Raw genomic sequence first — 25,803 nt, 5'->3', positions numbered from 1 at the left:
GTTAGTGTCTTACAAATCGACTATCAAGAGGCATTAATACCGTATTGAGCACAAACTGAACCTAAACCACCCGCATAACCTTGACCAACAGCGCGGAATTTCCACTCCGTGTTATGGCGGTATAGCTCACCAAATAACATTGCTGTTTCTGTTGATGCATCTTCAGTTAAGTCATAACGAGCAACTTCAATTTGGTTGTCATCATTAACTAAACGAATAAATGCACCTGATACTTGGCCAAAGCTTTGGCGACGAGCTTGCGCATCATGGATAGTCACAACGAAGATAACCTTATCGACATCATTCGGGATCATGTCTAATTTGATTTTCAGTGCTTCATCATCACCATCGCCTTCACCAGTACGGTTGTCACCAGTGTGAACAACTGAGCCATCAGCAGATCTTAAGTTATTATAAAAAATGAAATCGGCATCGCTACGCACTTTTCCATTTGCAGCTAACAGAAATACAGACGCATCTAAGTCAAAATCTTGACCATCTGTAGAACGGGCATCCCAACCAAGTCCGACAAGGACGTTTTTCATCGTTGGGGCTGCTTTGCTCAGAGAGACATTACCACCTTTAGAAAGAGAAACGCTCATTTTATAACCTCTTTAGTTTTGTTTTTAATATTCTGATTTCTCAAGAATATTTATTAATTTGTCTTACCTTCATCATCTTTTTTCTCTGGGAATACAAAGCTTGCAATAATACCCAGAGCAAGAACACCTAGCACAACAAATAGGCTAGTTGTCGCGGAGATGCTGTATCCATGTTGCCAGATATGATCTGTTGCATTTAAACCCAGTTTTGCAGCAATAAAGAACAACAACACAATAACCGCTTTTTCAAGGTAAACCAGATACTGTTTTAACGCTTCTAACACGAAGTAAAGCGTACGTAAGCCTAAGATTGCAAACATCATTGCACTATAAACAATGAGGGGTTCACGGCTTACTGCGATAATAGCGGGAACCGAGTCGAAAGCAAACATCACATCAGAAAGCTCTACAACAGCGACACACAGCATAAGTGGTGTTGCATATAACGCGGCTTTTGTACCACGACCGATAGTAATTTCTTTGTTTTCTGGTTTTGCTAATTCAGCATCAACTTCTTTTTGTGTTAATACAAAAGCGTGTCCTGTGATTTTTGGCCATATAGGGAAAAATCGTTTAACTAAGCGATAAGCAAGATGTTGTGAATAATCTTCAATTTCTTCACTGTCATCACCGCTTTTCAGCATCATAACTGCCGTCCAAGCAACGATTAAGGCAAATACTACCTCAACATATGGTCCTAAACTTAACAGTCCTGTACCGATGGCAACAAAGATCCCACGGAAAACGATAGCACCGATGATACCCCAATAAAGAACGCGGTGACGGAAGCGGTCAGGTACAGCAAACCAAGAGAAAATCGCCATCATGACAAACAAGTTATCAACGGAAAGCACTTTCTCTAATGCATAACCTGTTACGAATAAGCTCGCAACTTCTGCACCATGGTGAATATAAAGGAATCCTGCGAATGCCATTGCAATAGCAACCCAGAATATAGACCAAAATATGGCATTCTTTAACGTTATCGGCTTATCTGCACGATGCATAAATAAGTCGATAAAAATAGCGCCAATCGCAAGTACAACAAAGACAATGACAGTTTCTGTCGGAAAACCAATATGTGTGGATACCATAATAATTCCTGAACGGTTCCCTATAAATTAATTACAAACCAAATTCTGCGGGCTCAAAGCCTAATGCAATGGCAATAGCACGCACCGCTTCTTTTTCATCATTGTCAAAATCACCATCACTTTTCGCAACAGCAATACCGACACGAATAGCTAATTGCGCAGCTTCTGGCTGATCTTTCATTGCCAGAATATACTTCATGGTTTCGCCTTTACCGACTTCAGTATCGAACTCGAAACTCAGGATTAGCTTATTAAAGAATTCGATAACTTCAGTAGTATCAAATACTTTAAGTTCATCCGATGCTTTTAAAAAACCAAGCATCTTCTGTTTTTCTTCAGAACTTACACCGTCACTGGCAATGGCGATACGCGCACAAACCGCAACGGTACCTTGCATAAATTTTTTATTTTTAAAGCGACCAACTTGCTTGGCTAACTCAGAACGGCCTGTATTAAAACCTTCTTTTAATTTGTTAAAAAAACTCATGTTATTTTTCCTTATATCAATTTGATCACTTAGAGCCCGCTGTCCAGCGAAATCCCCACCCGTAGGCATTATCCATATCACGGTGGCCTTTAAAAAACTCATTGAGACGTTCAACTTTTATTGATCCGTTCTCATTAACTAGTCGGGCAATCGCACACATGCCTCGACCATTATTACCATCAGTTAAGCGTGTTTCGATAGGTGGTTGATCAGGAACATGAATAGTGACCACACCATCAGTCTTGCTCCAATTCGGCACACCTTCATAAATAAACGCGAAAATCAGCACTTGCTTAATATTTTTCCATTCACGCCCATTCACAAAGATCCATTCACCACCAGCAACATCTCCTGTGCGGTCATCACCTTGCAATTCAACATAAGGAATACGGTTAAAATCGCCAAACCCGTTTCCTAATGCTTGAATAACAGACTTATGCCCTTGTTGAAGTTCAACGAATGCACCGATATCTAGGTCGATACCTTTATTGCCGCCGAACAATCCACCTAATAACCCAGAGCTCCCGCTTTTGCTTTCACGATGCCAATCAAGGTTGATTCTAATTTTACCGAAGTCATCTTTCTTCGTAAGGCTGATTGCTGGTTTCTCTTTAGTTAAAGAGACTTTACTTAAGTTCACCGAACTTGGCGCTGGCGTTGGAGCGGGTGCCGGTTTCGGTGCTGGTGCTGGTGCTTGCGTTGGAGCAGGATCTGCAATATCAACACCAAAATGTTCAGCGAGTGGTTTTAACCCCCCGTTAAACCCTTGGGCAATAAAGCGGAACTTCCAACTACCATTACGACGATACAATTCACCTAAAATTAATGCCGCTTCAGGACGGCCATTAATATCAACATTACCGTTCGCCACCACTTCGTTATTAGCATCAACTTGAATCGATAATCGTTGTAAATTTGCGATAGTTTGTTGACCATCACAGGTCGCAGTAAACGCAATTTTTTCAACATCAGGACGCAAACGGGCTAAATCCACAGTAAAAGATGTGCTGTTTCCAGCTGTCGCATAAATAACGGTGCGATCATCATTGACTGTCTGCCCATAAAACACCATATCGGTGTCGCCATTCACTTTACCTGACGCATAAAGTCTAAAAGCAGAAACATCAACAGGCGCACCTGATTGAATTCTAACGATTAATGTTTGATTAGGAACCGGTAAGTTCCCACCTGGAGTCATATTCATTTATCGCACCACCGTAGCCACAATATCAGGCATCATGTCGTTAATAACACGACCTTTACAAGGCGCACCAAACGCAGTGAAATCCCATTGACCATGATTACGTTGTAAAGAAGCAATCACGATACCTGTATGAGAGCCTTGCTCTGTTAAGGTATAACGCACTAGCTCTTTGTTAGTTGTTTTATCAACAACACGGCAGAATGCGTTTTCAACTTCATTGAATGTTTGCCCACGGAAACTGTTTACTGTGAATACCAAGTATTCAACATTTGTTGGTAAACGGTCTAAATCAACGAAAATTGTTTCATCATCGCCATCACCGTCACCTGTTAAGTTATCACCAGAGTGAATAACTGACTGACAACTTGATTTTAATTTTCTAAACCAAATGGTATCGATTTGATTGCCACTTGCATCAAGCAATACGCAACTTGCATCTAAATCAATAGAACCACCACCACCAAAAAGACCGCCTAATAATCCTTTTTTCTTAATCGGATCCCAGCCCAAACCAAACATTAAATGGCTCAGTGTAGGTGCTTGTTTACTGAGAGAAACTGTTTGATTCTTGCTTAATGAAACCATAATTAAATTCCTTCAGAGGTAGAGTGAAACAATAACGCCATTTGTGATTAATTCCATATCATGAAAATCATCATATCATGATGAAGTACATGAGCAAGACTATTTTTCTTATTCAAACTTAAAGTTTTGTCAACGTATTGATATTAATGATATTTTTATTGTAATAAAATGTTAAAAACACAAGAAAATCATAATAATAACGCAATCAATCACCCATTTTTAAAATTAACTCAAATAAATCATATTATGATTGACACAGTTCTTCGAAATCTTCATGATTATAGGCATTGAACCCTACACTTTTATTTCACGGTATACAGAGTAATGAATAACACAATTTGGTTTATGGAAGGTTTATCATCACAACGCGATATAATTCAAAGTGTTAAAGACTTTGCAAAACAGCAGCACCAAGAGATCTTTGTGCTTGCATCTCATCGTCATACTCGAAATGAGATTTTATCGCTTGCTGATGGGGCTTTTTATGAACCTCTTGAAGAGACATTACGCTTAAAATTTATTGCTGATGTTGTAAAACAGCATCAAGTCAGCGTCATTCACACGGGGCGCAATAGCGCATGGTTTGAATTACACCGCCAAGAAATTGAGTCGTTAGGGGTAAAATTAACAACCGGAGCCACACAACTTGAGCAGCTTCAGTTAGCTGATAATAAAGTCGCCTTTGCACAAGCGATGGAACAATGTGGACTTCCTGCGGTACCTTCTATTTATATTGAATCGATCGATGAATTAGAAGCGCATATAAAAGAGCCTCCTTTTGGTGAAACTCCTTTATGCATCAAACCCGTAAAAGGGATTTATGGCATGGGTTTTTGGCGTTTTGATAATCAAGTTTCGCCGATGGCACTGTTTAATCACCCAGAAAATCGCCAAGTCAATCCTCAACAATATCTTGATGCATTAAAGGCAGTAGAACATTTTGAACCTTTAGTTTTAATGCCTTATTTACCGGGTCCAGAATACTCTGTGGATATGGTGGTTGAGCAAGGTAATATTATTGCCGCTGTTGCTCGACGCAAAGAGGGTGCAATACAACATTTGGAAATTTCAGGCGAGGCTTATGAATTAGGTAAAGCGTGTGCAACGGCGATGAAAGCCGACGGGCTTGTGAATGTGCAGACCCGAAATAATCATCAAGGCAACCCGCTCTTACTTGAAATTAATATGCGCCCTTCTGGTGGTATTGGTTATACCCAACATTGTGGAATTAACCTTGCAGGTATTTTTGCTTTACGCCAATTAGGATTAATGAGTATTGAAGAGGCTCAAGCCCAAAATAACCATTTTACACCAACAAAAATACGCTCAATCACCGATTCTATTGTTTTCAATTCAACGTTAACAAACTTAATCAGTACGGATAATAATTAATAATGAAAAATAGTATGAGTGACTCATCCGTTTATCGTCGCCCTCTTTCTTGTGGCACATTAAGTGTGACGCCAAATTGCCCTATTGAGTTACTTGATGAATTATTTGATATTGCAGAAAGACGCAATCCTAAGCGTGCATTTTTATTTGTCAGTAAAGTATTGGGGCGTCATATCCCTGTTTCACCGAAAAAAATGCGTGAAACCTATCAAAAACTTGCCTGTCAATTTCCTGACTCACTTGAAGGCCCGGTTCTGTTTATTGGTATGGCAGAAACCGCAGTCGGTTTAGGTGCTGGCGTTTTTGATGAAGTGAGAAATCGCTATCAACAAGCTGTTTATTTAACATCAACACGTCATCCTGTTGATCAAGGTGAATTGTTGTGTGAGTTTAAAGAAAATCACAGCCATGCGACTGATCACTTACTCTATTTGCCTAAAACAGCAGAACAACGCCAGTGGGTACAACAAGCAAAAACTGTTGTATTAATTGATGATGAAGCCACTACGGGCAATACTTTTATTAACCTACTTTCAGCACTGCGTGAAGAAGGTGGATTAACCCACATTGAGCAGGTTATCGCTGTAACCTTAACCGATTGGAGTGGTGATTCTATCTCTGAGCGCTCTCCATTACCGATTAAGACCATCTCTTTAGTTCAAGGTAAATGGCAATGGGATGCCGATCCAAACGCGCCTTTACCTGTTATGCCTAATGTTAATATTACTGCATCAGGGCAAGTAGCGATCACCGGTAAACAGAGCTGGGGTCGATTAGGGATGACAACGCCGGCAAGCGATCTCGGTTTATCCATCAATGCTTCTTTGGGTGAAAAGATCCTTGTCTTAGGATCGGGAGAATTTGTCTGGGAACCGTTCTTATTAGCTGAACGCCTTGAAAAACAAGGTGTTATTGTAAAATATAGCTCAACAACCCGTTCACCTATTTCAACTAATTTTGCCATTCAATCAGCGATTACATTTACTGATAATTATGGTTTAGGTATTCCTAACTTCGTCTATAACGTAGCTCATCAACAATTTGATCGCATTTTGCTTTGTTGTGAAACACCAGCCGAAAGTATTGATCACCAACTGATTGAAGCCCTCAATAAAGTAGCCCCTATTGTTGAGGTAATTAGTTATGACTAAGCCCGTTATTTTAACTGATCTCGACGACACCTTATTTCAAACACGTCGTAAGATGGTCGATGAATTAGCGCTAGAACCCTATAAAACGGGTGCGCTCGATAGAAGCTTAGAACCTCGTAGCTTTATGACTCAAGAGCAAGCCATGCTTGTCGATTGGATGTTAGAGCACGCAGATTTAATTCCAGTTACTGCGCGCGGAACAGAAGAAATTAGCCGAGTCACCATTGCGTTTCATTCTTGGGCGATCACCACACACGGTGCAGTGATATTAACGCCTGAAGGCACAGCAGATGCGCAATGGCAAAGCCATATCACTCAAAGCTTAGCGACCTATACACAACGTTTGTTGACGCTACAACAATCAATTACGCAATTAATGGTGCAACGAAACATTGATGGTTGGGCACGTATTAACTATGAATACGATGATTTGCCTATTTATTTAGTCATGAAGCATAACGATAGCACTCGCTTAGACGAGCTATATGCCATAGGTGATGAAATAGAAAAAACATTTTCAACCGACGGTTTTTATATTCATCGCAACAGCAACAATATTGCTTGGTTACCCGAGCCTATCGAAAAAGGTAAAGCTGTCACCTATTTGCTCAATAAATTAAAAGCTGAGCGAGGTGTTTTCCCTGTAATTGGACTTGGCGACAGCCTTAGTGATCATCGCTTTATGAAATTATGCAGTTGGTATGGGCTTCCTCGTCAAAGCCAATTTGCAGATGCGATTAACACAAAAATTTTTGGAGAATAAACATGATGGATCATAAGCCGTTTTCTGGCTCTTATGTATCAGGAGATGTCGATTTCCTACTTCAACCGGTGAATATCGAAATGACGCCCGTTGAATTAAAAGAAGAGCTGATACAGTCGGGTAAACGCCACTATTCTGACATGCTAAGTCAAGAGCCAGAGCCAACAACATGGCATTTAGATCTCTTTGAAAAAGCACTAGAAACAGGCGCTACACGCTTAGCAACTGAAGTCATAATGTTGGCTAAATCACTGATTGAACGCTTTGGTGATACCCCAATAATCCTAACAAGCCTTGTTCGTGCAGGTGTTCCTTTAGGCGTCATGTTGCAACAAACATTGCGTAAAATGGGAAAAACCTCTTATCACTACGGTATTAGTATTATTCGAGATAGGGGCATTGATAGCGAAGCACTTTCATGGATAGAACAACGCCACGGTACAGAGGGTATTGTTTTTGTTGATGGATGGACAGGAAAAGGCGCTATTACAGGTGAGCTTATTCGTTCGTTATCAGGACGAAAAGGCTATCCAGCTCAACCTCGTCTTGTCGTCCTTGCTGATCCTTGTGGCTGTGCATGGCTAAGTGCCAGCGATGAAGATTGGCTTATCCCCTTTGGGATCATGGGTGCCCCTGTTTCAGGTTTAATTTCACGTTCAATTTGGACTGAAAAAGGCTTTCACGGTTTTGTGGATTGCCAACATTTAAAACAGTATGAATGCAGTCGTTATCTTGTTGATACTGTTGGGAAAGTCGTTGATACATTAATCAATAATGAGATCCCACTAGCCACATTTAAAGAACAACAATCAGACTTAAAAAAGCTGAGCGAAAACGTCGTTAGTTCACTTGCAAACAAATATGATATTTCAAATATCAATCGTATAAAACCCGGTATTGCTGAAGCCACACGCGCTGTTTTACGTCGTGTACCTGACCATGTTCTTGTAAGAGAAATAGCCGATCCTGATGTTGCATTATTGGTTTATCTTGCGCAGGAAAAAAATATTGCTGTTATTGAAGCAGGGCAAGCGCTTGGTCAATATCGTGCAGTGACTATCATTAAAAAGGTGAAATAATGATTGAACGATTATCCCCGTGGAATTTAGGGGCAACGCTTTATATGCCTGCAACGCGAACAGATATCGCAACAACGATCATCAACCAGAAAATTGAAGGATTACGCTCTTTAATTATCTGTTTAGAAGATGCCGTGAGTGATGCCGATATTCCTGTTGCATTAGAAAATTTGGCAGCGTTATTAAATACCTTAGCAGAACACAAAAAAAACAGTGATTGTAGCCATTGGCCACTGCTGTTTATTCGCCCTCGCCACACTGAAATGGGTCAATGGATCACTGAAAACCTTGATGTCAGTGCCATCGATGGTCTTGTTTTACCTAAGTTCACGCAAGCTTCTCTGCCAGTTTGGTGGAATATTATTGAAAATACGCATTTATGTATGATGCCAACACTTGAAACAGAAGAAGTGTTTGATGTTATTCAAATGACAGAGCTTGCAAACCATCTGTTAACTCACCCTTGCCATAACAGAATTATTGCATTACGTATTGGTGGTAATGACTTAATGAATGTCATTTCTCTTAGACGCAATCGTCAATTAACACTTTATGATGGCCCAATGGGTTACGTAATAAAAATGTTGGTTGCTGTCTTTGGTGCTCGCCAATTCGCCCTTACTGCGCCTGTTTGTGAGCATATTGATGATCATCATATTATGGATAAAGAGCTGGCACTTGATATTGCCAATGGTCTTGTTGGTAAAACGGCAATCCATCCAAAGCAAATTCATAAGATTGAACAAGCGCTCATGGTATCTCAATCCGATCATTCAGATGCGTTGCGTATTTTAAATTCAACACAAGCTGTCTTTAAATCACAAGGTGCAATGTGTGAACCAGCAACACATCGTCGCTGGGCATTGAGTATTTTAACCAGAGCTAAAATTTATGGCATTATTCCTAACCAACAAAATAATGCTCAACGTTTTAACGCAACATAAAATACTCTATAACGAGCTGTAATCTCTATGAGATAAAATAATTATCTTATATTGATTTCGATTTATAAGTTTCTAGTTAAAGCATGTTATCTTTAACTAGAACTTATAAGAATAACGCGAATTTTTTATTTAAAAAAGTGTATTTTTTTTATTTCAATTATTAATTTATACTACATTTAATAGGAAGCTTATTTTATTTATCCTTGTCAATACAGAACAAGAATAATAGAAATTATTGCTGAATATTTTGACACACAAATGACAGAATAAGTGGTAACTAAGCATGCAATTAAGCACTCGTCAGGTCAGAGTCTTTACACTGGCAACCCTTTTAAGCTCTGGAAAAAAGGTTCCAACCATTAAGATTATTTCTGCTCTTGAATGCTCAGAGCCTACGTTAACTCGCGTTTTAAAAGAGATAAGAGATTCTTATGGCGCTGAAATAAAATACAGTAAAGCCTCTCGCGCATATCAAATGACTGAACGAGGTCAACTCGATAGTAAAGCATTACGCCGTATGCGTGAGGCATTATCTGCCAGTGAAGATCTTCGTCATAATGGAATGACAAGCCGAGTTTATCTTGATAAAGATAAGAAAAAATCGGTTTCACTTTCATTAAAAATGTCAGCATTACGTAAGATTGATAGATTATCTTATTTAAATAATTCTACACGTAGTGAAGCTGTTGAATTATTAGTTGATCACTATATTGAAAATTTAATTCAATCAACACTCGAAGAAATAGCCGAGAAAGAAAAAGAAAAAAAGAATTAAAAATAGATAATAAAAAGTGACTTGATACTTCGGTATCAAGTTATTTTTTATAAAACAATAAAAATGAAAAAATATATAAAAACTTATTTAATAAGTTTGATTTATATATTTACCCTTACTCTTCTTCTATTTTAAGTTACGTTAAAAATAGAAATTATTAATATGCTAACAGATTGAATTAATTAATTTTTCATGGTTACTATTATTTTTAATTAAAACAAGGTATTTATACCTAGTCATTATTAGCTAATCATTTGGCATCTCTCTTATTGTGATACCACAATAAAAAATACTTCCTTTAATAAAATTAAATCACTTCGCCACTCAATTTTGGAGTGAAAGGCAGCTCAATTCCTCTTTTATTTTACTTTTCATGCGATCTTTATTCAGATTAATAATATTGGACAATCATCACTGCGTTTTTTCTCTAATTTAATTAAACTAAGCATTATCTCAATTGAACACCTTCATGAGTCGGTTAGTATATTAATCGCTTACTTCTACCTCACTCACAGGATAAATGCATGAGAAGATTGCCAGTTTACCTTTTACTTGATACATCGGGTTCTATGCATGGAGAACCTATTGCAGCAGTAAAAAATGGCGTTGAAATGCTCTTATCAACACTACGCCAAGATCCTTACGCATTAGAAACCGCTTACATTTCTATCATCACCTTTGATTCAACCGCACAACAGATTGTGCCACTCACTGATTTAATCAATTTTAAAGTACCTGATTTAGTCGCAAGTGGAACAACTGCATTAGGTTCAGCACTTACTTTAGTTTCTAGTCGTATTGAAAAAGAAGTACAAAAAACCACGGCTGAAACAAAAGGTGATTGGCGTCCATTGGTTTTTGTGATGACAGATGGTGCCCCAACAGACGATTGGAAAAAAGGCGTAGAGAAATTTAAAGCGGCACGTACGGGCGTTGTTATTGCGTGTGCGGCAGGACGAGCAGCACAAACTGATGTGCTCAAAAATATCACTGAAATTGTATTACAGCTAGATACTGCGGACTCCAATACGATTAAGTCATTCTTTAAGTGGGTTTCAGCCAGTATTTCTGTCGGTAGTCAAAAGGTCGATTTAACTAAGAAAGATATTAGTGATCTTGATGACTTACCACCGCCACCTCCTGAGGTTAACGTTGTACTTTAAATAAAAAAGGAATGAATATGTCGGTTAGTTTAAAAAAAGGACAAGGTGTTAGTTTAAAGAAAAATGAATATGACCTTTCCTCTGTCACTATCGGTTTAGGCTGGGATATCAACGAAGAAAAACGTGGATTCCTTGGTGGGCTTTTTGGTAAAAAAAGCGAAGAATACGATTTAGATGTTATCGCCTTCTTATGTGGCGAAAACGGTAAAGTAAACGATTTAGGCAAAATTGAAGGTGGGCAACCTTCCCTCGTCAATGGCGATATTATTTTCTTTAATAGCCTACAACATAAATCAGGACAGATTTGGTTAACTGGTGATAACAGAACGGGTGCAGGCGATGGAGACGATGAGCAGATCATCGTGAAATTAAACACACTTGATCCTAAATTTACCAAAATTGTCTTTATTGTTCAGATTTACAATGGTCGAGAGCTACAACAACACTTCGGTAAAGTACAAAACGCCTTTATCCGCGCTGTTGATGCCAAAAATATAGAAATGGCTCGTTTTGATTTATCTGGAGGCGAAGCCTTTAACAACCAACGTTCAATGCTGTTTGCTGAATTAGTCAGAGAAGAGAATGGCTGGAAACTTAACGCCATTGGTGAGCCTTCAAGTTCAGATAGCTTTATTTCTTACTTAAAGGATTTCACCTAATGAGAAGACTTCCCGTTTACCTATTAATTGATACTTCTGGATCAATGAGAGGTGAATCTATTCATGCAGTTAACGTAGGGATACAAACAATGCTTAATGCATTGAGACAAGATCCTTACGCATTAGAAAGTGTGCATATCTCTATCATTACCTATGATAATGAGGCGCGTGAATTTATCCCATTAACTGCATTAGAGGATTTCCAATTCTCTGATATCACTGTACCTAGCTCTGGCGGTACTTTTACAGGTGCGGCACTGGAATGTTTAATCAAGTGTGTCGATCGTGATATTAAACGCTCTGATGGTGACCAAAAAGGTGACTGGCGTCCCCTCGTCTTTTTAATGACTGATGGCACACCTTCTGATGCTTACGCCTATGGTGAAGCGATTAAAGAAGTGAAAAAACGTTCATTTGGTTCGATCATCGCTTGCGCTGTGGGCCCAAAAGCCAAACACGATCACCTTAAAGAGCTCACATCTCAAGTAGTGGCTTTAGAAACGCTAGACTCCAATGCCTTCTCTGGCTTTTTTAAATGGGTTTCTGCCAGTGTTGCATCCGGCAGTTCAAGTGCAGGCGTGAATACGGATAAAGATACCCTACCGCCACCACCTCCTGAAATCCAACTGGTACTGTGATCCGCAAAAGCAAAGCACTTCAAAAGGCTTTGCTTTTATTTTATTCAGGCTTTGGTTTATCCATCACAATACATAACAGCCACGATAAAGTGATAAGGTACAACAATGAGAAGGCTACCCATTTTCTTTGTTTTAGATTGTTCAGAATCGATGATAGGTGAAAACCTAAAAAAGATGAATGACGGTCTGACAACTATTATTAGCGATCTTAGGCGCGACCCGCACGCCCTTGAAACGGCTTATGTTTCTATTATTGCCTTTGCTGGCGTTGCAAAAACGATTGTTCCACTCACTGAAGTCGTCTCTTTTTATCCTCCCCAACTTCCATTAGGAGGAGGCACTTCATTAGGCAGTGCATTACGAGAACTTTCTCACCAAATCGACACTCAAGTAAGAAAAACCACCCTTGAGCAAAAAGGCGATTGGAAACCTGTCGTTTACCTTTTAACAGACGGCAGACCTACCGATGATTACGCACAAGAGATCAAGCGCTGGAAAGCTCACTACGCCAACAAAGTTAACTTAATTGCGATTGGATTAGGTTTAAGTGCAGACTTACATGTACTGTCGCAATTAACTGAAAATGTACTGTTATTTACCGAAGCACAAGAAGGCGATTTTACTCGTTTTATTAAATGGATAACGATGTCGGTGGTTTCTCATAGCCGAAGTGTTGGCGAAGAGCCACCACCACTTTTAAGTCAAACAGAGCATATTGTTCGTCTTGCGAAAGATGATGTCGCGCGTGCTTATGATGAATCTTGTGTCACTTTTGTTGGTCGTTGTAGCCATACACGCTCACCTTATTTAATGAAATACGAACGCCCACCCATGAAAGCTTCAGGGCTGGATTTTAATCTCAACCTTAATGGCTTTAACTTAACGGGTTGCTACACCTTAAATGAAGATTACTTTGCATGGAGTGATCTCAGCGCCACAGCATATCAAGTTAATACCAGTGAACTTCATGGCACACCGGGTTGCCCTTATTGTGGTAATGCCACTGCTTTTGCCGTTTGCCAATGTGGCAAATTGCTCTGTGTAAATGGCCCTGAAACCGTTATTTGCCCTTGGTGTGATAACAACATCACCTTTGGTGATAACAGCAACCAATCTGACTTTGATGTCACACGAGGTAAAGGCTAATGGATAAAAAAGCCCTACTCACAAAACTGATTATTGATGACACGCTGACACAACAGCGCATTCCGGTACATGAAGAGCTGGTTATTGCGCTGTATGAAGATGCAGAAATCGCTCAACACATTGATTTTATTATTGATAAAATCAATGCAAAAACGGCAGAAAAAATAACATCACAAGACAAAGCACAGCCTATTCTTCTGTTATTGCCACCAGCCCGCGATTTAGCCTCTGAAGAAACGTCATTACCAGAAGAGAGCCCATTAAAACCGGGACAAATTCCAACACACTCATCGCCAATGCCAACAGAAAAACCGATTATTCAACGCCCTACGGCAAAAATTACTCTTTCTAATGCCAAAGTAGGTACAGCGTTTAACTCTACGCTCAATATAGAGCTAGATACCCTCGAAATTGCCGAAATTGAAGCAATTGATTTTCCTGAAGCACTTGGAATAAGTTTTGATCCTGAAAGTCGTTGCTTAGTGGGTATGCCGACAAAAAGTGGCAATTTCACATTGGTTGTCCATTGGTCTGTTAATGCTATTCGCTATCACAATAATGTCTTATTAATCATCAATCCTGATCCTCGTAGCTTATGGCAAATCAACGAGCCTCCCGCTGATAGTCCTTATCCCAAAGCGCATATAGATAGCAAACTTATTCTTGAAGAAGGCATTCGTATTGCAGGCGCAAGCCGTCGCGGTCGCTCTCATGAACATGCAGGCACATTCCGTGATGATGATTTTCACATTCACCACGATGACCAAAGCCAATGGAATATTTTAATTGTCGCGGACGGTGCGGGTAGTGCGCGCTATTCTCGTGAAGGCTCACGCATTGCTATCAATACCGTAAGCCACTATTTAAAATCACAGTTAAGCGAGGGGAATGAAGCATTTAAACCTCATCTTGCAGCCATCCATCAATGGAATGACAACAACGCCATTAATCAAGTGGGAAGCTTCTTTGCTCAACTCTTTCGTAATGCGGCGCAATTAGCGATTAATAACCTGAAAAACGAAGCCATTCATATTAATGAGCCGGTAAAATCTTTTTCGACTACGTTATTAGCCACGGTTTCTTTGCGTATCAATGATGAGTTATTTGCTGCCTCATTTTGGATGGGAGATGGTGCGATTGCGGCTTATGGTCCCGCAGGAAAAGTGCGCGTTTTAGGTATCCCTGATAGTGGTGAATATGCAGGGCAAACTCGTTTTCTTGATGATAGTGCGCTCAACGATGCTGAGTTTAATCGACGCATTATTATTGGTAAGTGGAAAGAAATTTCACATCTTATTTTAATGACGGACGGGGTGTCTGATCCGGTATTTGAAACAGATAATGGCTTACAAGATCCCAATAAATGGGCTGCACTCATTGATGAAATATCGCCTTGTTTAGCTTCTCCTGAAAATGCAGATAAGGCATTGGCTGAATGGCTGAATTTCTTTTCAGCAGGCAATCACGATGACCGCACTCTGGTTGTGGCTTGGTAATCATAAAAGAGAGAATGGGTGAGTTTCATGGCAGAGATCATTACCTGTACAACGCAAAGTGGAAAAACAGTTCAGTACGTCAATGAAATTATTGGCTCTGGCTCAATGAAAGATGTCTATTTTTCCCCTGACCGAACCTATGTTGTTGCCTTCTATAAAACAAAACAGAATGCACAAGCCAAAGATAGAATTGATATGATAACAGGCTCTTATCGACACAATATCTTTGAGCAAAGTGGCGGAGAATATTGGAAAAACCTCTTTTGCTGGCCAACAGATGTTGTCGAACATCAAGGCAAGATTGGGATTATTGTTCCGACTTATCAATCCCACTTTTTCTTTAAATATGGCTCTAAAAACAACGACTTTCTGGCAATAAAAGGTCGAGAAAAAGAAGGTAAATGGTTTGCAAGTGCCAACAACCAAAATAAATTTCTCGATCCTCGCGAAAGAGGCAATCTGTTAAATTACCTGAAAGTCTGTTTATTGCTCTCTCGTGCCGTGCGCCGAATGCATGCCGCAGGCTTATGCCATAGTGATTTAAGCTATAAAAACGTCCTTATCGATCCTGAGCAAGGTCATGCTTGTGTCATTGATATTGACGGTTTAGTCGTTCCCGGTAAATACCCACCTGATGTCGTGGGAACACCTGATTTTATTGCGCCAGAAGTGGTAAAAACTAGCCATTTACCGAAAGAAGATCCTAACCGTATCTTGCCAAGCATTACGACCGATAGGCACGCACTTGCAGTATTAATCTATATGTATCTGTTTTATCGTCATCCATTACGTGGCGGTAAAATTCACGATCTTGACGATGAAATGCGTGATGAAACATTGTCTATGGGTGAAAAAGCGCTGTTTATTGAGCATCCAACCGATCGTAGCAATGCGGTAAAATTGAATCAGGTAAAACCGTCATCTCTCCCTTGGGCTGATCCTGAAAAAATCCCATACACGATTATGGGGCCGTACCTAACACCTCTTTTTGAAAGAGCCTTTATTACAGGGTTACACGATCCTTCTCAACGCCCTACCGCAGATGAGTGGGAAACTGCTTTAGTTAAAACGGTAGATTTAGTTCAGCCTTGTCAAAATAAAGATTGTGAACAGCAATGGTATGTTTTTTCAGGAAAAACACAGCCCGTTTGTCCTTATTGTCATACCCCATATAAAGGGCAATTGCCGATTTTAAATCTTTATTCTTCACGAAAAGCCGGTAGCTTTAGACCTGACGATCACCGCTTAATGGTTTGGAGTAATCAATCACTCTTTCCTTGGCATGTTAATCGCCTTATTGCGCCTAATGAACGTACCACCGATGAACAGAAAAAGCGTGTAGGTTATTTTGTTTATCACAATTCAACATGGTGGCTTGTTAATGAGCGTATTGATGGATTGATGGTATTGCCAGAGAAAAAGCAGATAGCGATTGGCGATAAAATTGCACTAACAGATGGGTTGCAATTTGTATTATCGACAGAAGAAGGCGGACGACTTGTTGTGGTGCAATTAGTGTCAAATTAATAAAGTAAGAGAATAATCCGTTTAATTTATCGCGGGTTATTCTCTTTTTATCAATTCAGTCTTTATACTCATTTTTTAATAAGAACTTTTTTCGTTCTCTAATCTGAACTCTATGATTATTTTTAAATCTTTAGTGGGTTTGCCTGTTTCATAACGCCATTCTCTCATTGCACGCCGAATTGAACGATGAAATCCCACATGAACAGGTTCAAAAACTCTGATATTTTGTACTATCCCATTCTCATCAACATCGAACACAACTTCTACATCACTTTCAAGTTTAGCGTCTAGAGCTCGTGTTGGATAATCAGGAAGTTTATGTGATAGTAATTTGGGCTTTTCGCTACTTGTTTTATCAACTTCTTTTTGTATATCAACAGGATCTATTTGAATCGCTTGAATTTCTTTGATTTCTTTGATTTCTTTGATTTCTTTGATTTCTTTGATTTCTTTGACTGTGTATTTGACAAACAACAAAATGCTACATATTAATCCCAAAACTGCTAACGTTCTTTTCATTATTTATTTTTAAATCAAGTTAATTGTTTATATATATTAACATTTCTAATAGCTATTTTTATTCCCAACAGAGTTATTTAGTTAAGAAAAACTGTGCAATTAATCCTATTTTAGCCATTTTATTTAAATCTAAGTCAGATCACATATTTACCTCTCACCCTTTCCATTTAACGCTAACGTTCAATATTGGATATCAAGATCTCAGTTTATTAAGCCCCATTATTTACAATACCCCACAGTGATAATTGGAGGCATGAATGAAAACTAAAAATAAAATCAATGTGCTAGAACTTATTTCGCCAGAGATGAAACAAGTTATGCAATTTTATGCAGATAATCCGCAACCAGCGCCAGAAAATGATGGTTATCCATCAATGCGTCTTGCTTATAATCAAGATAGGCGTTATTGGAATGCAGATGCACCAGAGATGTTTAGCATACAAGATATTTCGGTGAGTACTTCTTATGGGAATGTATTAACACGTCTTTATAAACCCAAAGAAAAAACACCCGCAACACTCTATTATCTGCATGGCGGTGGTTTTATTTTAGGGAACCTAGATACTCACGATCGCATTATGCGGCTGCTTGCCTGCTATACCGGTTGTGCCGTTATTGGTATTGATTATTCACTATCACCCGAAGCGCACTATCCTCAAGCTATTGATGAATCGGCACAGATTTGTCAGTATTATCATCAACATGCAAAACACTATGATATTAATACGCAACATATTGGTTTTGCGGGTGATTCGGCAGGTGCAATGTTGTCTCTTGCTACCGTATTGTGGCTACGCGATAAACAAATTTACTGTGGCAATATCAGTGCTGTTTTGCTTTGGTATGGATTATATGGCCTACGCGATTCCACCAGCCGTCGCCTTTATGGGGGGGAATGGGATGGATTGCGCCAGCAAGATCTAGAAGAATATGATAATGCATATCTAACCGCACTTGGCAGTCGTGATGCACCTTATTATTGCTTATTTAATAACGATTTAACGCAAGATATTCCACCTTGCTTTATCGCCAGCGCACAATATGACCCACTTATTGATGACAGCGTGACACTATTTAAAATCTTAGAAGCCCATCAATTAGCTTGTGAATATAAAATGTATCCAGGCACATTACATGCCTTTTTACACTACTCACGTATGATGAAAGTGGCTGATGACGCCATTCGAGATGGCGCTCACTACTTTGTCAAACAACTGACTTTGTCAAACAACTAGCTTTGTAAAATGTCAGCCTATTAAAACTCAAGATTTCGAATAAAACGATAATCCGCAGACGCCTCTTTAAGTCGATACAGACTTGCAGGGCGTCCTCTTTCTGCTCGTTTTTCTCCAGTATCAATCAATAAGTCAGCTTGTTCGATGCGTCGTCTAAATGATTTTTTCTGGATCTCTTTACCAATCAAAATTTCATGAACATGTTGCAATTCTGGCAGGGTAAATACTTCTGGTAATGCAAACCCGGGAACAATCGAATAGAGTGATTTTTGCTTTAATCGCTCTCTCGCTTGGGCAATTAATTCATGGTGATCAAACGCTAAGCTTTGTTGTGCAATCTCATCAATAGGGCACCACATCACCGAATCCACGGTATCGATATGTGCTTCACAGGCTTGATGTGCAATCAACGCGGTATAACAAACCGTTACCGACCAACCTCTTACATCACGCTGGCTATTTCCCACGGAACAGAGTTGCTCAATATAAGGGGGGATCACGCCCGTTTTCTCTTTCAATTTTCTTAGCACTGTATCTTCAAGGCATTTGTCTTGCACTTCATCGACAAATCCACCGGGTAAACCCCATTTTCCTTTTTCAGGATGCTCTCCTCTTTTTACCAACAACACTTTTAACTGCTCTTCATGATAAGTAAACAGTACGGCATCAACGGTGATCAGTGGAGATAGGAAATCACGACGGTTATAACTGGCTAAAAAATCTTGTTCATTCATGGCGTAAGCTTTATTAGAAAACGATGAAACTATTTTAAGCCTAAACAGCAAAAAATCAAATTTTGTCATAAAGACACTAAATCAGTTGACAAGCATAGTGTCGATAGGACACAATTCAGTTATTGTCATAAGGACACTAACTGGAGAGACACTATGTTTAACTTAAATTACTTTAAAGCTGATTCATCAACATTCATTATCAAATCCGTCAATGGTCGCGTTCGCCAACAAGGTAAAGGTTTGAGTTTTTGGTATAACTCAGCCACAACCTCTATTGCGGCATTACCTTTAAACGCGCAAGAAGCACCTTTTATTTTTAACTTTCAAACCTCAGACTTTCAGGGTTTACGCATTCAAGGTCAAATCTCATTTCAGGTTAAAGCACCTGAAAAAGCCGCAGAAGTACTCAACTTTAACTTGAGCAAAAACGGCAAATCGTATGCCTCTGAAGATCCACTCAAACTCAGTGATCGTGTTGTACGTATTGCACAAACCTTAATTCAAGCAAAGATCCAAAGTACCCCACTTAGAGAAGCGTTATTACTTAGCCAATCACTAGTCACTTTGGTGATGGAACAATTAGTTGAACATCCATCATTAGAAGCATTAGGTATTGCGATTTTAGATGTCTCTATTGCGGCAATCACTCCATCACCCGAAACCTTAAAAGCACTTGAAGCCGAAGCGAGAGAATCCTTATTGAAAGAAGCCGATGATGCAATTTATGCCCGTCGTAAATTCTCCGTAGAACAAGAACGCACCATTAAAGAGGCTGAATTAGAAACCGATTTATCTGTTCAGCGTAAACGCCAAGAGATTGAAGAAGCACGTTTAGAAAATGAACGTACATTATTACGCGAACAAGCTGAGATTGAAAAAGAACGCCTTGAAGCCAAGGTTAATGCTGAAGCAAAACGCAAAGAACTGGTCGCATTAAGTGCTGAAAATCAGCGAACACAATCAGAAGCAGATGCTTATGCTATTGAAGCTACCATGCGTGCTTATCGCGAATTGCCAGTTGAAAATCTAAAAGCCATGGCACTAGCAAAAATGGACTCGCAGCAATTAATGGCAATGGCATTTGAAACCTTAGCGCTGAATTCAGGAAAAATCGGCGAGTTGAATATCACACCTGATTTATTTAGCCAATTTATGAAAAAAGGCAGTAAATAATGCAACGTAACGAAGATTTTCGCTTTGTGCTGGTGATGAGAAAAAGCCGCTTACAGGAATTAATTGAGCGCTTTAATACTTGGTCGCAAGCCAAATTCTATTTAGAACACAATAATGTTGAGGTAAAGGATTACCTCAATGAACACAATTTATATCAAAAGCAACTCACTGAAGCTGAGCTGATTTTAAAATCATTAGGACGATTTCAACTTTTAGAAAGGGGTTTATTACCTAGCTATCAATTCTCACCTCACGATATTGTGGTGGTAATTGGTCAAGATGGGCTTGTAGCTAATACGCTGAAATACCTTAATGGACAGCCCATCATTGCGATAAACCCTGATCCATCAAGATGGGATGGTAAATTATTACCCTTTGAAATAGGACAATTAAAAGAGACAGTCATCAATACCATTAATAAAAAAATGCCATTTAAAACGGTCACTTTTGCACAAGCGACAACCAATGATGGTCAATCCTTATTAGCGGTTAATGACTTATTTATTGGCCCTAAAAGCCACACTTCCGCACAGTATATTTTGCAGTGGAATGGCGCTGAAGAAGTGCAATCTTCATCAGGTATTATTGTATCAACAGGACTGGGATCAACAGGATGGTTTCAATCTATTCTTGCTGGCGCGATGGCAATTACAGGAGAAGCTTCGCACCCTCTGTTACAAGGTTTTAGCTGGAGTGAACGAAAGCTACAATTTAGTGTAAGAGAGCCGTTTCCAAGTAGAACAACAGGTGTTGCATTGACTTTTGGCACTATTGAGCCTGATTCACCACTGCAATTAGGATCTTTGATGCCAGAGAATGGTGTGATTTTCTCTGATGGCATCGAAGATGACTATTTACAATTTAACGCAGGTTGCATTGCCCACATTAGTATCGCTGACATACAAGGGCAATTAATTAGCCAAAAAGGACGTCAGCGAATTTAAATTTAATGAGCGCTCTTTAATACCGTTTCAAGTCCAGAGATCATCACATCAAGGACAAACAAAAATGCAGCATCACCATTATCACTATCCATAATTGCAACGGCTTGGGTTAATAATGGCGGATAGGCAACAGCATCCGTCTCTGCTTTTTCACGCTCTTTTTGGCTTTCTTGATGCTCTTGAGTTTCCAGTACAGAGCCTAATGTGAAATGCGCAATAGAGCTCAATGCATACACAGCTTGAGATAGACTAAACCCTGCATCACATAAAAATTGTAGTTGCTGTTCTGATGTCTCAAATTGGCTTTCAGATGGACGTGTTCCTGCATGAATTTTGCCACCATCACGATACATTAATAAGGCTTGGCGAAAGCTTTTCGCATTATTTCGTAAAAAATCCTGCCATGTTTCATTCGGCAATGGCAAAACATGATGATGATGCTTTTGCAAAATAGTTTCTGCTAATGCGTCTAACAAAGCACGTTTATTTTTTACATGCCAATACAGCGTCGGTTGCTCAACACCTATTTTTTGCGCCAACTTACGCGTTGTTAATCCTTCAATACCAACTTCATTAAGTAAAATCAACGCATTATCAATAACTTGTTCTTTATCTAGCTTTGCCATTACCTACCTCAGAATAAAATAGCCTTGACAATCTATCACTGATAGAGATATTTTACACCCCCCTCTATCACTGATAGATTTTTTAGGATCTCAATGAATAAATCAATTATTATTATACTGCTGATCACCGTATTAGATGCCATTGGCATCGGGCTTATCATGCCAGTACTCCCTACGCTATTAAATGAATTTGTCAGTGAAAACATACTGGCAACCCATTACGGTGTGCTATTAGCGCTCTATGCTACCATGCAGGTTATTTTTGCACCTATTCTAGGACGACTGTCTGATAAATACGGTAGAAAACCCATCTTGTTATTTTCCCTTTTAGGCGCGGCACTTGACTACCTTTTAATGGCATTCTCAACCACACTTTGGATGCTCTATATTGGGCGCATCATTGCGGGGATCACTGGCGCAACAGGTGCCGTATGTGCATCAGCGATGAGCGATGTGACTCCTGCTAAAAATCGAACTCGCTATTTTGGTTTCTTAGGTGGCGCTTTTGGTGTCGGCCTTATTATTGGCCCAATGTTAGGGGGATTATTAGGTGAAATCAGTGCTCATACGCCATTTATCTTTGCCGCTATTTCACACTCAATATTATTAATCCTCTCTTTGCTCTTTTTCCGTGAAACGCAAAAAAGAACAGCGCTTGTTGCCAATAACACGCCTGAAAACCAAACTGCATCAAATTCAGTCACTGGCTTTATTAAGAAAAGCCTCTACTTTTGGTTAGCAGCCTATTTTATTATCCAGCTTATTGGGCAAATTCCTGCCACCATCTGGGTGCTGTTTACACAATACCGCTTTGATTGGAATACAACCTCTGTCGGCATGTCCTTGGCTACTCTGGGTATATTACATATTTTCTTTCAAGCGGTTGTCGCCGGAAAATTAGCGCAAAAATGGGGCGAAAAAACCACCATTATGATCAGTATGTCTATTGATATGATGGGCTGCTTATTATTAGCGTGGATAGGTCAAGTTTGGGTTATCTTGCCTGCATTAATTTGCTTAGCGGCTGGAGGTATGGGGCAACCCGCTTTACAAGGCTATTTATCAAAATCTGTCGATGATAATGCACAGGGGAAATTACAAGGTACACTGGTGAGTCTCACCAATATTACCGGGATCATTGGTCCTCTCTTATTTGCCTTTATTTATAGTTATAGCATCGCTTATTGGGATGGCCTGTTATGGCTGATGGGGGCAATATTTTATGCCATGTTGCTTATTACTGCTTATTTTCACCAAAGAAAAGCAACACCTGAAACTGTTATTTCAGCCTCTTAATATTAAAAAATTACAAAGATCATAAAAGTCCTATCCACTCTTAATCGTGTAGATAGGACTTTATTTTTATCGCTATTAATAAGTCACTTTTACCCAAGGCTTACTTGCTGCAATCATAAACATCGGTGTTGAGCGATAAAGCACTTTACGCTTTTCGTCATACACTCGCTCATTAATATTGGTTAAACAAGTCAACTCTGAATAACCGAGAGTAACTAACGTCTCAAGATCCCATTGAGGTCTAATTTTTTGACACATCGGCATACTTTTACGGTAATCGAGCATTGCATCGCTATACCCTGCTGGCTTTTCATTAAACAGTGCAGTATATGCTTCAATATCTTCACTATTTTTCTGATTTAAGCCGTCATCAAATAAATAGCGATTCCAGTTAGCATCAAAAATCAGTGTTCTTGCTCCCGGTTTTAAGACTCGTAACCACTCTTTATAACCTTGTTTGGCATCTAATAACGTCCATGCCACATTACGGCTAATCACCAAATCAAAATGATCATCAGGGAAAGGTAAAGAGTGGCTATCGCCTTGCATTACATCGACATCAACTTGGTAAGTTTCAAAGTTTTTCTTAGCGACATCAACCATCGCATCAGTGCAATCTATTGCCGTTACTTTGTGCCCTGCTTTCGCCATAATAATAGAGAAAAAACCAGGCCCCGTTCCCACATCCAGTACCTTTAATGTACCTTGTTGACCACAATATTCATGAATAATATTCAGCCACGCTTCTCGTTGGAAACCGTTTAATTCTAATTGGATCAAATTACTGTAATTCTCAGCACCCTCTGTCCAATTTTTTAATAATTTATCTTTTGAGTCCTGCATAACAAAACCTACCAGTAAGTAAACTAAAATAAATAATCAAAATCACGGCGCGACTAAGATCTGATATAGATATCAAAGAGCGCCGTAGAAACTATTTTTCAGATGTATGAGGTACAGTGAGTTTTTCCCATGCAACAGGCGCGTAGTTATTTACACCCACTTCAAAATTAGCCACCTTCTTAGGATTAATGGCAAAGTTTGTCACAGGATGATAAACCGGTGCGGTGATCGCCTCTTCACTAATAAAGGTCATAATGCCGTCATAACCTTTTTGGCGATCTTCTTCGTTTAATGTCGCTAAAGTTTTATAAATCATCGCCGAGAGATTTTCGTCATACCATGCTTTAGCTTGCTGATTATTAGCTTGAATATCGTAGATCTCTAGCATAGAGCTATGAGGCATCCATGAATCTGAAGCCGTGCGCATTAAAGCCATATCAAAATCTTTGGATCCTAAAGTGGATTGGGTATAACCATTACGATCGAGTATTTTTAAATTAACTTGAATACCTGTTTGCGCTAATTCTGCTTGAATAAATTCGGCAAGGGTTTTCCATTCAGGAAATTCGTCTGTTGTTAGCAAGAAAGAAAAAGCTAAAGGCTTACCTTCTTTTTCAAAAATTCCTTGGGCATTTTTACTATATCCAGCCTCAATTAATAATGTCTGCGCTTTCTCTTTATCGCCCGCTAATGTGGTGTTATTTTTTGCATTTGCATAAGGCACACCTGATTGATACATTCCGGTCGCTTCTTTACCAATATGATTAAAGAGATCTTCCGCAATGCTTTTTTTATCAATGGCGTAATTAATCGCTTGGCGAATACGCTTGTCTTGTAATTCAGGTGTACGTTGGTTAAATGCAATAAAGTGGGAACTTAATGTATCAGCGGTAAATGTTTCAAATTTCTTATCTTGTTCTAGTTCCTGAATATTTCCCATCGGGATTTTACCAATCAGATCACCGCCAATAATATCTACCTCACCACTTTGTAAGGCAAAAACACGCGCCTGACCATCAGGAACAACTTTAAAGATAATGCGGTCTAACTTTGGTTTTTCACCCCAATAGTAAGGATTTGGCACCAGCGTAAAGCTTTTATCTTTTTCATAACTTTCTAGCATCCAAGGACCCGTTCCGACAGGTTTAGTAAAGGTTTTACCGTCTTCACCTAACGATGCGGGGCTTAAAAAACGCACAGGTCGAGGATAAGTCATTTCCATTAAAATAGGATAAGAAGGATTTTTATAAGTAATACGCACAGTGTATTTATCAATGGCTTCCATTGAATCTACTAATGTTGCGGTAATTTGGCTATAACGAGGATTATTCACCCAACGTTTTAAGTTAAAAATAACCGCATCGGCATCAAACGGAGTGCCATCTGAAAACTTCACATTTTCGCGCAGTTTAAAGGTATAGGTTTTACCATCTTCTGAGATATCCCAACTAGTTGCTAATGTTGGAATAATCTGACCTTCGCCGCCATCTTCTGTTAGGCCGTCATAAATCATCTTAAAGACAAAATGAGGGCCATTATAACTGGCAGCATCAAGCATATTCATCGCACCATCACGATAAATGGCAACGATAACTTCTTTTTTCTGTTCAATTTGAGTGGTGTTTTCTGTTGGTTTTTCATCATTACAGCCTGTTAATGCCGTTATTGAAAGAAAGCCAACTAATAAAGTACGGTGTATTAATTGTTTAAACATATTTTTTCTCTTTC

Annotated in this window: 26 protein-coding genes; 16 read left to right on the top strand and 10 right to left on the bottom strand. The window is 39.3% G+C overall.

Going from position 1 to position 25,803, the window contains the following annotated elements:
- Positions 1-23 precede the first annotated feature (23 nt).
- The 5 genes from ABN236_RS08025 to ABN236_RS08005 are packed head-to-tail and all read right to left on the bottom strand — an operon-like array spanning position 24 to position 3,972.
- Positions 24-602: a TerD family protein gene (locus tag ABN236_RS08025; protein WP_088494626.1), complete on the bottom strand. Its 579-nt coding sequence runs from the start codon at positions 600-602 to the stop codon at positions 24-26.
- A 53-nt stretch (positions 603-655) separates the two neighbouring features.
- Positions 656-1,696 (bottom strand): TerC/Alx family metal homeostasis membrane protein, encoded by a 1,041-nt coding sequence (locus ABN236_RS08020; RefSeq protein ID WP_194951190.1) that lies wholly within the window; start codon positions 1,694-1,696, stop codon positions 656-658.
- Between the two features lie 31 nt (positions 1,697-1,727).
- The gene (locus tag ABN236_RS08015; RefSeq protein ID WP_023582792.1) at positions 1,728-2,183 is read right to left on the bottom strand and encodes a tellurite resistance TerB family protein; all 456 of its coding nucleotides are present in this window, start codon (positions 2,181-2,183) and stop codon (positions 1,728-1,730) included.
- A gap of 25 nt (positions 2,184-2,208) precedes the next feature.
- Positions 2,209-3,387, bottom strand: coding sequence for a TerD family protein (locus tag ABN236_RS08010; RefSeq protein WP_349473737.1), 1,179 nt, complete (start codon positions 3,385-3,387; stop codon positions 2,209-2,211).
- Positions 3,388-3,972, bottom strand: coding sequence for a TerD family protein (locus ABN236_RS08005; protein WP_072064329.1), 585 nt, complete (start codon positions 3,970-3,972; stop codon positions 3,388-3,390).
- A gap of 324 nt (positions 3,973-4,296) precedes the next feature.
- Between ABN236_RS08005 and ABN236_RS08000 the strand changes: the two genes are divergently transcribed.
- The 12 genes from ABN236_RS08000 (at position 4,297) to ABN236_RS07945 (ending at position 16,705) form a co-directional block, all read left to right on the top strand.
- Positions 4,297-5,364, top strand: coding sequence for an ATP-grasp domain-containing protein (locus ABN236_RS08000; protein WP_349473736.1), 1,068 nt, complete (start codon positions 4,297-4,299; stop codon positions 5,362-5,364).
- 2 nt (positions 5,365-5,366) lie between these two features.
- Complete coding sequence (locus tag ABN236_RS07995; RefSeq protein ID WP_502929621.1) at positions 5,367-6,515, top strand: phosphoribosyltransferase domain-containing protein; 1,149 nt, start codon at positions 5,367-5,369, stop codon at positions 6,513-6,515.
- Entirely contained in the window at positions 6,508-7,278 is a 771-nt protein-coding gene (locus ABN236_RS07990) for an HAD family hydrolase (RefSeq protein WP_349473735.1), read from the top strand. The genes ABN236_RS07995 and ABN236_RS07990 overlap by 8 nt, the downstream gene beginning before the upstream one ends.
- A 2-nt stretch (positions 7,279-7,280) precedes the next feature.
- Positions 7,281-8,357 (top strand): cysteine protease StiP family protein, encoded by a 1,077-nt coding sequence (locus ABN236_RS07985; protein WP_088494619.1) that lies wholly within the window; start codon positions 7,281-7,283, stop codon positions 8,355-8,357.
- The gene (locus ABN236_RS07980) at positions 8,357-9,301 is read left to right on the top strand and encodes an HpcH/HpaI aldolase/citrate lyase family protein (protein WP_109394135.1); all 945 of its coding nucleotides are present in this window, start codon (positions 8,357-8,359) and stop codon (positions 9,299-9,301) included. The genes ABN236_RS07985 and ABN236_RS07980 overlap by 1 nt, the downstream gene beginning before the upstream one ends.
- Before the next feature lie 283 nt (positions 9,302-9,584).
- Positions 9,585-10,076 (top strand): tellurium resistance protein TerW, encoded by a 492-nt coding sequence (locus tag ABN236_RS07975; RefSeq protein ID WP_088494617.1) that lies wholly within the window; start codon positions 9,585-9,587, stop codon positions 10,074-10,076.
- 524 nt (positions 10,077-10,600) lie between these two features.
- Complete coding sequence (locus ABN236_RS07970) at positions 10,601-11,239, top strand: vWA domain-containing protein (protein ID WP_088494616.1); 639 nt, start codon at positions 10,601-10,603, stop codon at positions 11,237-11,239.
- A 17-nt stretch (positions 11,240-11,256) separates the two neighbouring features.
- Positions 11,257-11,898, top strand: a complete 642-nt coding sequence (locus tag ABN236_RS07965) for a TerD family protein (protein WP_088494615.1) — start codon at positions 11,257-11,259, stop codon at positions 11,896-11,898.
- Positions 11,898-12,536, top strand: a complete 639-nt coding sequence (locus ABN236_RS07960; protein WP_075672662.1) for a vWA domain-containing protein — start codon at positions 11,898-11,900, stop codon at positions 12,534-12,536. Before ABN236_RS07965 ends, ABN236_RS07960 begins: the two co-directional genes overlap by 1 nt.
- Before the next feature lie 105 nt (positions 12,537-12,641).
- Complete coding sequence (locus tag ABN236_RS07955; RefSeq protein WP_194951195.1) at positions 12,642-13,682, top strand: TerY-C metal binding domain-containing protein; 1,041 nt, start codon at positions 12,642-12,644, stop codon at positions 13,680-13,682.
- The gene (locus ABN236_RS07950; RefSeq protein ID WP_349473734.1) at positions 13,682-15,178 is read left to right on the top strand and encodes a PP2C family serine/threonine-protein phosphatase; all 1,497 of its coding nucleotides are present in this window, start codon (positions 13,682-13,684) and stop codon (positions 15,176-15,178) included. The genes ABN236_RS07955 and ABN236_RS07950 overlap by 1 nt, the downstream gene beginning before the upstream one ends.
- A 27-nt stretch (positions 15,179-15,205) precedes the next feature.
- On the top strand, positions 15,206-16,705 hold the full coding sequence (locus ABN236_RS07945; RefSeq protein ID WP_349473733.1) for a helix-hairpin-helix domain-containing protein: 1,500 nt from the start codon (positions 15,206-15,208) through the stop codon (positions 16,703-16,705).
- A 75-nt stretch (positions 16,706-16,780) separates the two neighbouring features.
- On the opposite strand, the gene ABN236_RS07940 is transcribed toward ABN236_RS07945, so the two are convergent.
- A complete protein-coding gene (locus tag ABN236_RS07940; protein WP_349473732.1) occupies positions 16,781-17,224 on the bottom strand; it encodes a TonB family protein in 444 nt (147 codons plus the stop codon).
- Positions 17,225-17,481: 257 nt separating this feature from the next.
- Here ABN236_RS07940 and aes point away from each other — a divergent pair, with 257 nt between their 5' ends.
- Positions 17,482-18,459, top strand: a complete 978-nt coding sequence (gene aes / locus ABN236_RS07935; RefSeq protein ID WP_349473731.1) for an acetyl esterase — start codon at positions 17,482-17,484, stop codon at positions 18,457-18,459.
- Positions 18,460-18,479: 20 nt separating this feature from the next.
- On the opposite strand, the gene ABN236_RS07930 is transcribed toward aes, so the two are convergent.
- Positions 18,480-19,193: an NUDIX hydrolase gene (locus ABN236_RS07930; RefSeq protein ID WP_349473730.1), complete on the bottom strand. Its 714-nt coding sequence runs from the start codon at positions 19,191-19,193 to the stop codon at positions 18,480-18,482.
- Positions 19,194-19,346: 153 nt separating this feature from the next.
- On the opposite strand from ABN236_RS07930, the gene ABN236_RS07925 reads away from it, so the two are divergent.
- Complete coding sequence (locus tag ABN236_RS07925) at positions 19,347-20,366, top strand: SPFH domain-containing protein (RefSeq protein WP_088494609.1); 1,020 nt, start codon at positions 19,347-19,349, stop codon at positions 20,364-20,366.
- Complete coding sequence (locus ABN236_RS07920; RefSeq protein ID WP_088494608.1) at positions 20,366-21,310, top strand: diacylglycerol kinase catalytic domain-containing protein; 945 nt, start codon at positions 20,366-20,368, stop codon at positions 21,308-21,310. The genes ABN236_RS07925 and ABN236_RS07920 overlap by 1 nt, the downstream gene beginning before the upstream one ends.
- Positions 21,311-21,312: 2 nt before the next feature.
- Here ABN236_RS07920 and tetR(H) read toward each other — a convergent pair whose 3' ends face one another.
- On the bottom strand, positions 21,313-21,936 hold the full coding sequence (gene tetR(H), locus ABN236_RS07915; protein WP_088494607.1) for a tetracycline resistance transcriptional repressor TetR(H): 624 nt from the start codon (positions 21,934-21,936) through the stop codon (positions 21,313-21,315).
- 93 nt (positions 21,937-22,029) lie between these two features.
- Here tetR(H) and tet(H) point away from each other — a divergent pair, with 93 nt between their 5' ends.
- On the top strand, positions 22,030-23,232 hold the full coding sequence (gene tet(H) / locus ABN236_RS07910) for a tetracycline efflux MFS transporter Tet(H) (protein ID WP_349473729.1): 1,203 nt from the start codon (positions 22,030-22,032) through the stop codon (positions 23,230-23,232).
- A 75-nt stretch (positions 23,233-23,307) separates the two neighbouring features.
- Here tet(H) and ABN236_RS07905 read toward each other — a convergent pair whose 3' ends face one another.
- Both ABN236_RS07905 and ABN236_RS07900 read right to left on the bottom strand, forming a co-directional pair.
- Entirely contained in the window at positions 23,308-24,075 is a 768-nt protein-coding gene (locus tag ABN236_RS07905; RefSeq protein ID WP_088494605.1) for a class I SAM-dependent methyltransferase, read from the bottom strand.
- 91 nt (positions 24,076-24,166) lie between these two features.
- The gene (locus ABN236_RS07900) at positions 24,167-25,789 is read right to left on the bottom strand and encodes an ABC transporter substrate-binding protein (RefSeq protein WP_349473728.1); all 1,623 of its coding nucleotides are present in this window, start codon (positions 25,787-25,789) and stop codon (positions 24,167-24,169) included.
- Between the last annotated feature and the right edge of the window lie 14 nt (positions 25,790-25,803).

The organism is Proteus sp. fly-1013 (assembly GCF_040140245.1).
Lineage (GTDB): Bacteria > Pseudomonadota > Gammaproteobacteria > Enterobacterales > Enterobacteriaceae > Proteus > Proteus mirabilis_B.
This window is presented reverse-complemented; position numbering and strand designations above follow the sequence as displayed.

Coding starts and splice junctions, on each gene's coding strand:
- ABN236_RS08025 (WP_088494626.1), bottom strand. CDS start 602: ATGAGCGTTTCTCTTTCTAAAGGTGGTAATGTCTCTCTGAGCAAAGCA.
- ABN236_RS08020 (WP_194951190.1), bottom strand. CDS start 1,696: ATGGTATCCACACATATTGGTTTTCCGACAGAAACTGTCATTGTCTTT.
- ABN236_RS08015 (WP_023582792.1), bottom strand. CDS start 2,183: ATGAGTTTTTTTAACAAATTAAAAGAAGGTTTTAATACAGGCCGTTCT.
- ABN236_RS08010 (WP_349473737.1), bottom strand. CDS start 3,387: ATGAATATGACTCCAGGTGGGAACTTACCGGTTCCTAATCAAACATTA.
- ABN236_RS08005 (WP_072064329.1), bottom strand. CDS start 3,972: ATGGTTTCATTAAGCAAGAATCAAACAGTTTCTCTCAGTAAACAAGCA.
- ABN236_RS08000 (WP_349473736.1), top strand. CDS start 4,297: ATGAATAACACAATTTGGTTTATGGAAGGTTTATCATCACAACGCGAT.
- ABN236_RS07995 (WP_502929621.1), top strand. CDS start 5,367: ATGAAAAATAGTATGAGTGACTCATCCGTTTATCGTCGCCCTCTTTCT.
- ABN236_RS07990 (WP_349473735.1), top strand. CDS start 6,508: ATGACTAAGCCCGTTATTTTAACTGATCTCGACGACACCTTATTTCAA.
- ABN236_RS07985 (WP_088494619.1), top strand. CDS start 7,281: ATGATGGATCATAAGCCGTTTTCTGGCTCTTATGTATCAGGAGATGTC.
- ABN236_RS07980 (WP_109394135.1), top strand. CDS start 8,357: ATGATTGAACGATTATCCCCGTGGAATTTAGGGGCAACGCTTTATATG.
- ABN236_RS07975 (WP_088494617.1), top strand. CDS start 9,585: ATGCAATTAAGCACTCGTCAGGTCAGAGTCTTTACACTGGCAACCCTT.
- ABN236_RS07970 (WP_088494616.1), top strand. CDS start 10,601: ATGAGAAGATTGCCAGTTTACCTTTTACTTGATACATCGGGTTCTATG.
- ABN236_RS07965 (WP_088494615.1), top strand. CDS start 11,257: ATGTCGGTTAGTTTAAAAAAAGGACAAGGTGTTAGTTTAAAGAAAAAT.
- ABN236_RS07960 (WP_075672662.1), top strand. CDS start 11,898: ATGAGAAGACTTCCCGTTTACCTATTAATTGATACTTCTGGATCAATG.
- ABN236_RS07955 (WP_194951195.1), top strand. CDS start 12,642: ATGAGAAGGCTACCCATTTTCTTTGTTTTAGATTGTTCAGAATCGATG.
- ABN236_RS07950 (WP_349473734.1), top strand. CDS start 13,682: ATGGATAAAAAAGCCCTACTCACAAAACTGATTATTGATGACACGCTG.
- ABN236_RS07945 (WP_349473733.1), top strand. CDS start 15,206: ATGGCAGAGATCATTACCTGTACAACGCAAAGTGGAAAAACAGTTCAG.
- ABN236_RS07940 (WP_349473732.1), bottom strand. CDS start 17,224: ATGAAAAGAACGTTAGCAGTTTTGGGATTAATATGTAGCATTTTGTTG.
- aes (WP_349473731.1), top strand. CDS start 17,482: ATGAAAACTAAAAATAAAATCAATGTGCTAGAACTTATTTCGCCAGAG.
- ABN236_RS07930 (WP_349473730.1), bottom strand. CDS start 19,193: ATGAATGAACAAGATTTTTTAGCCAGTTATAACCGTCGTGATTTCCTA.
- ABN236_RS07925 (WP_088494609.1), top strand. CDS start 19,347: ATGTTTAACTTAAATTACTTTAAAGCTGATTCATCAACATTCATTATC.
- ABN236_RS07920 (WP_088494608.1), top strand. CDS start 20,366: ATGCAACGTAACGAAGATTTTCGCTTTGTGCTGGTGATGAGAAAAAGC.
- ABN236_RS07905 (WP_088494605.1), bottom strand. CDS start 24,075: ATGCAGGACTCAAAAGATAAATTATTAAAAAATTGGACAGAGGGTGCT.
- ABN236_RS07900 (WP_349473728.1), bottom strand. CDS start 25,789: ATGTTTAAACAATTAATACACCGTACTTTATTAGTTGGCTTTCTTTCA.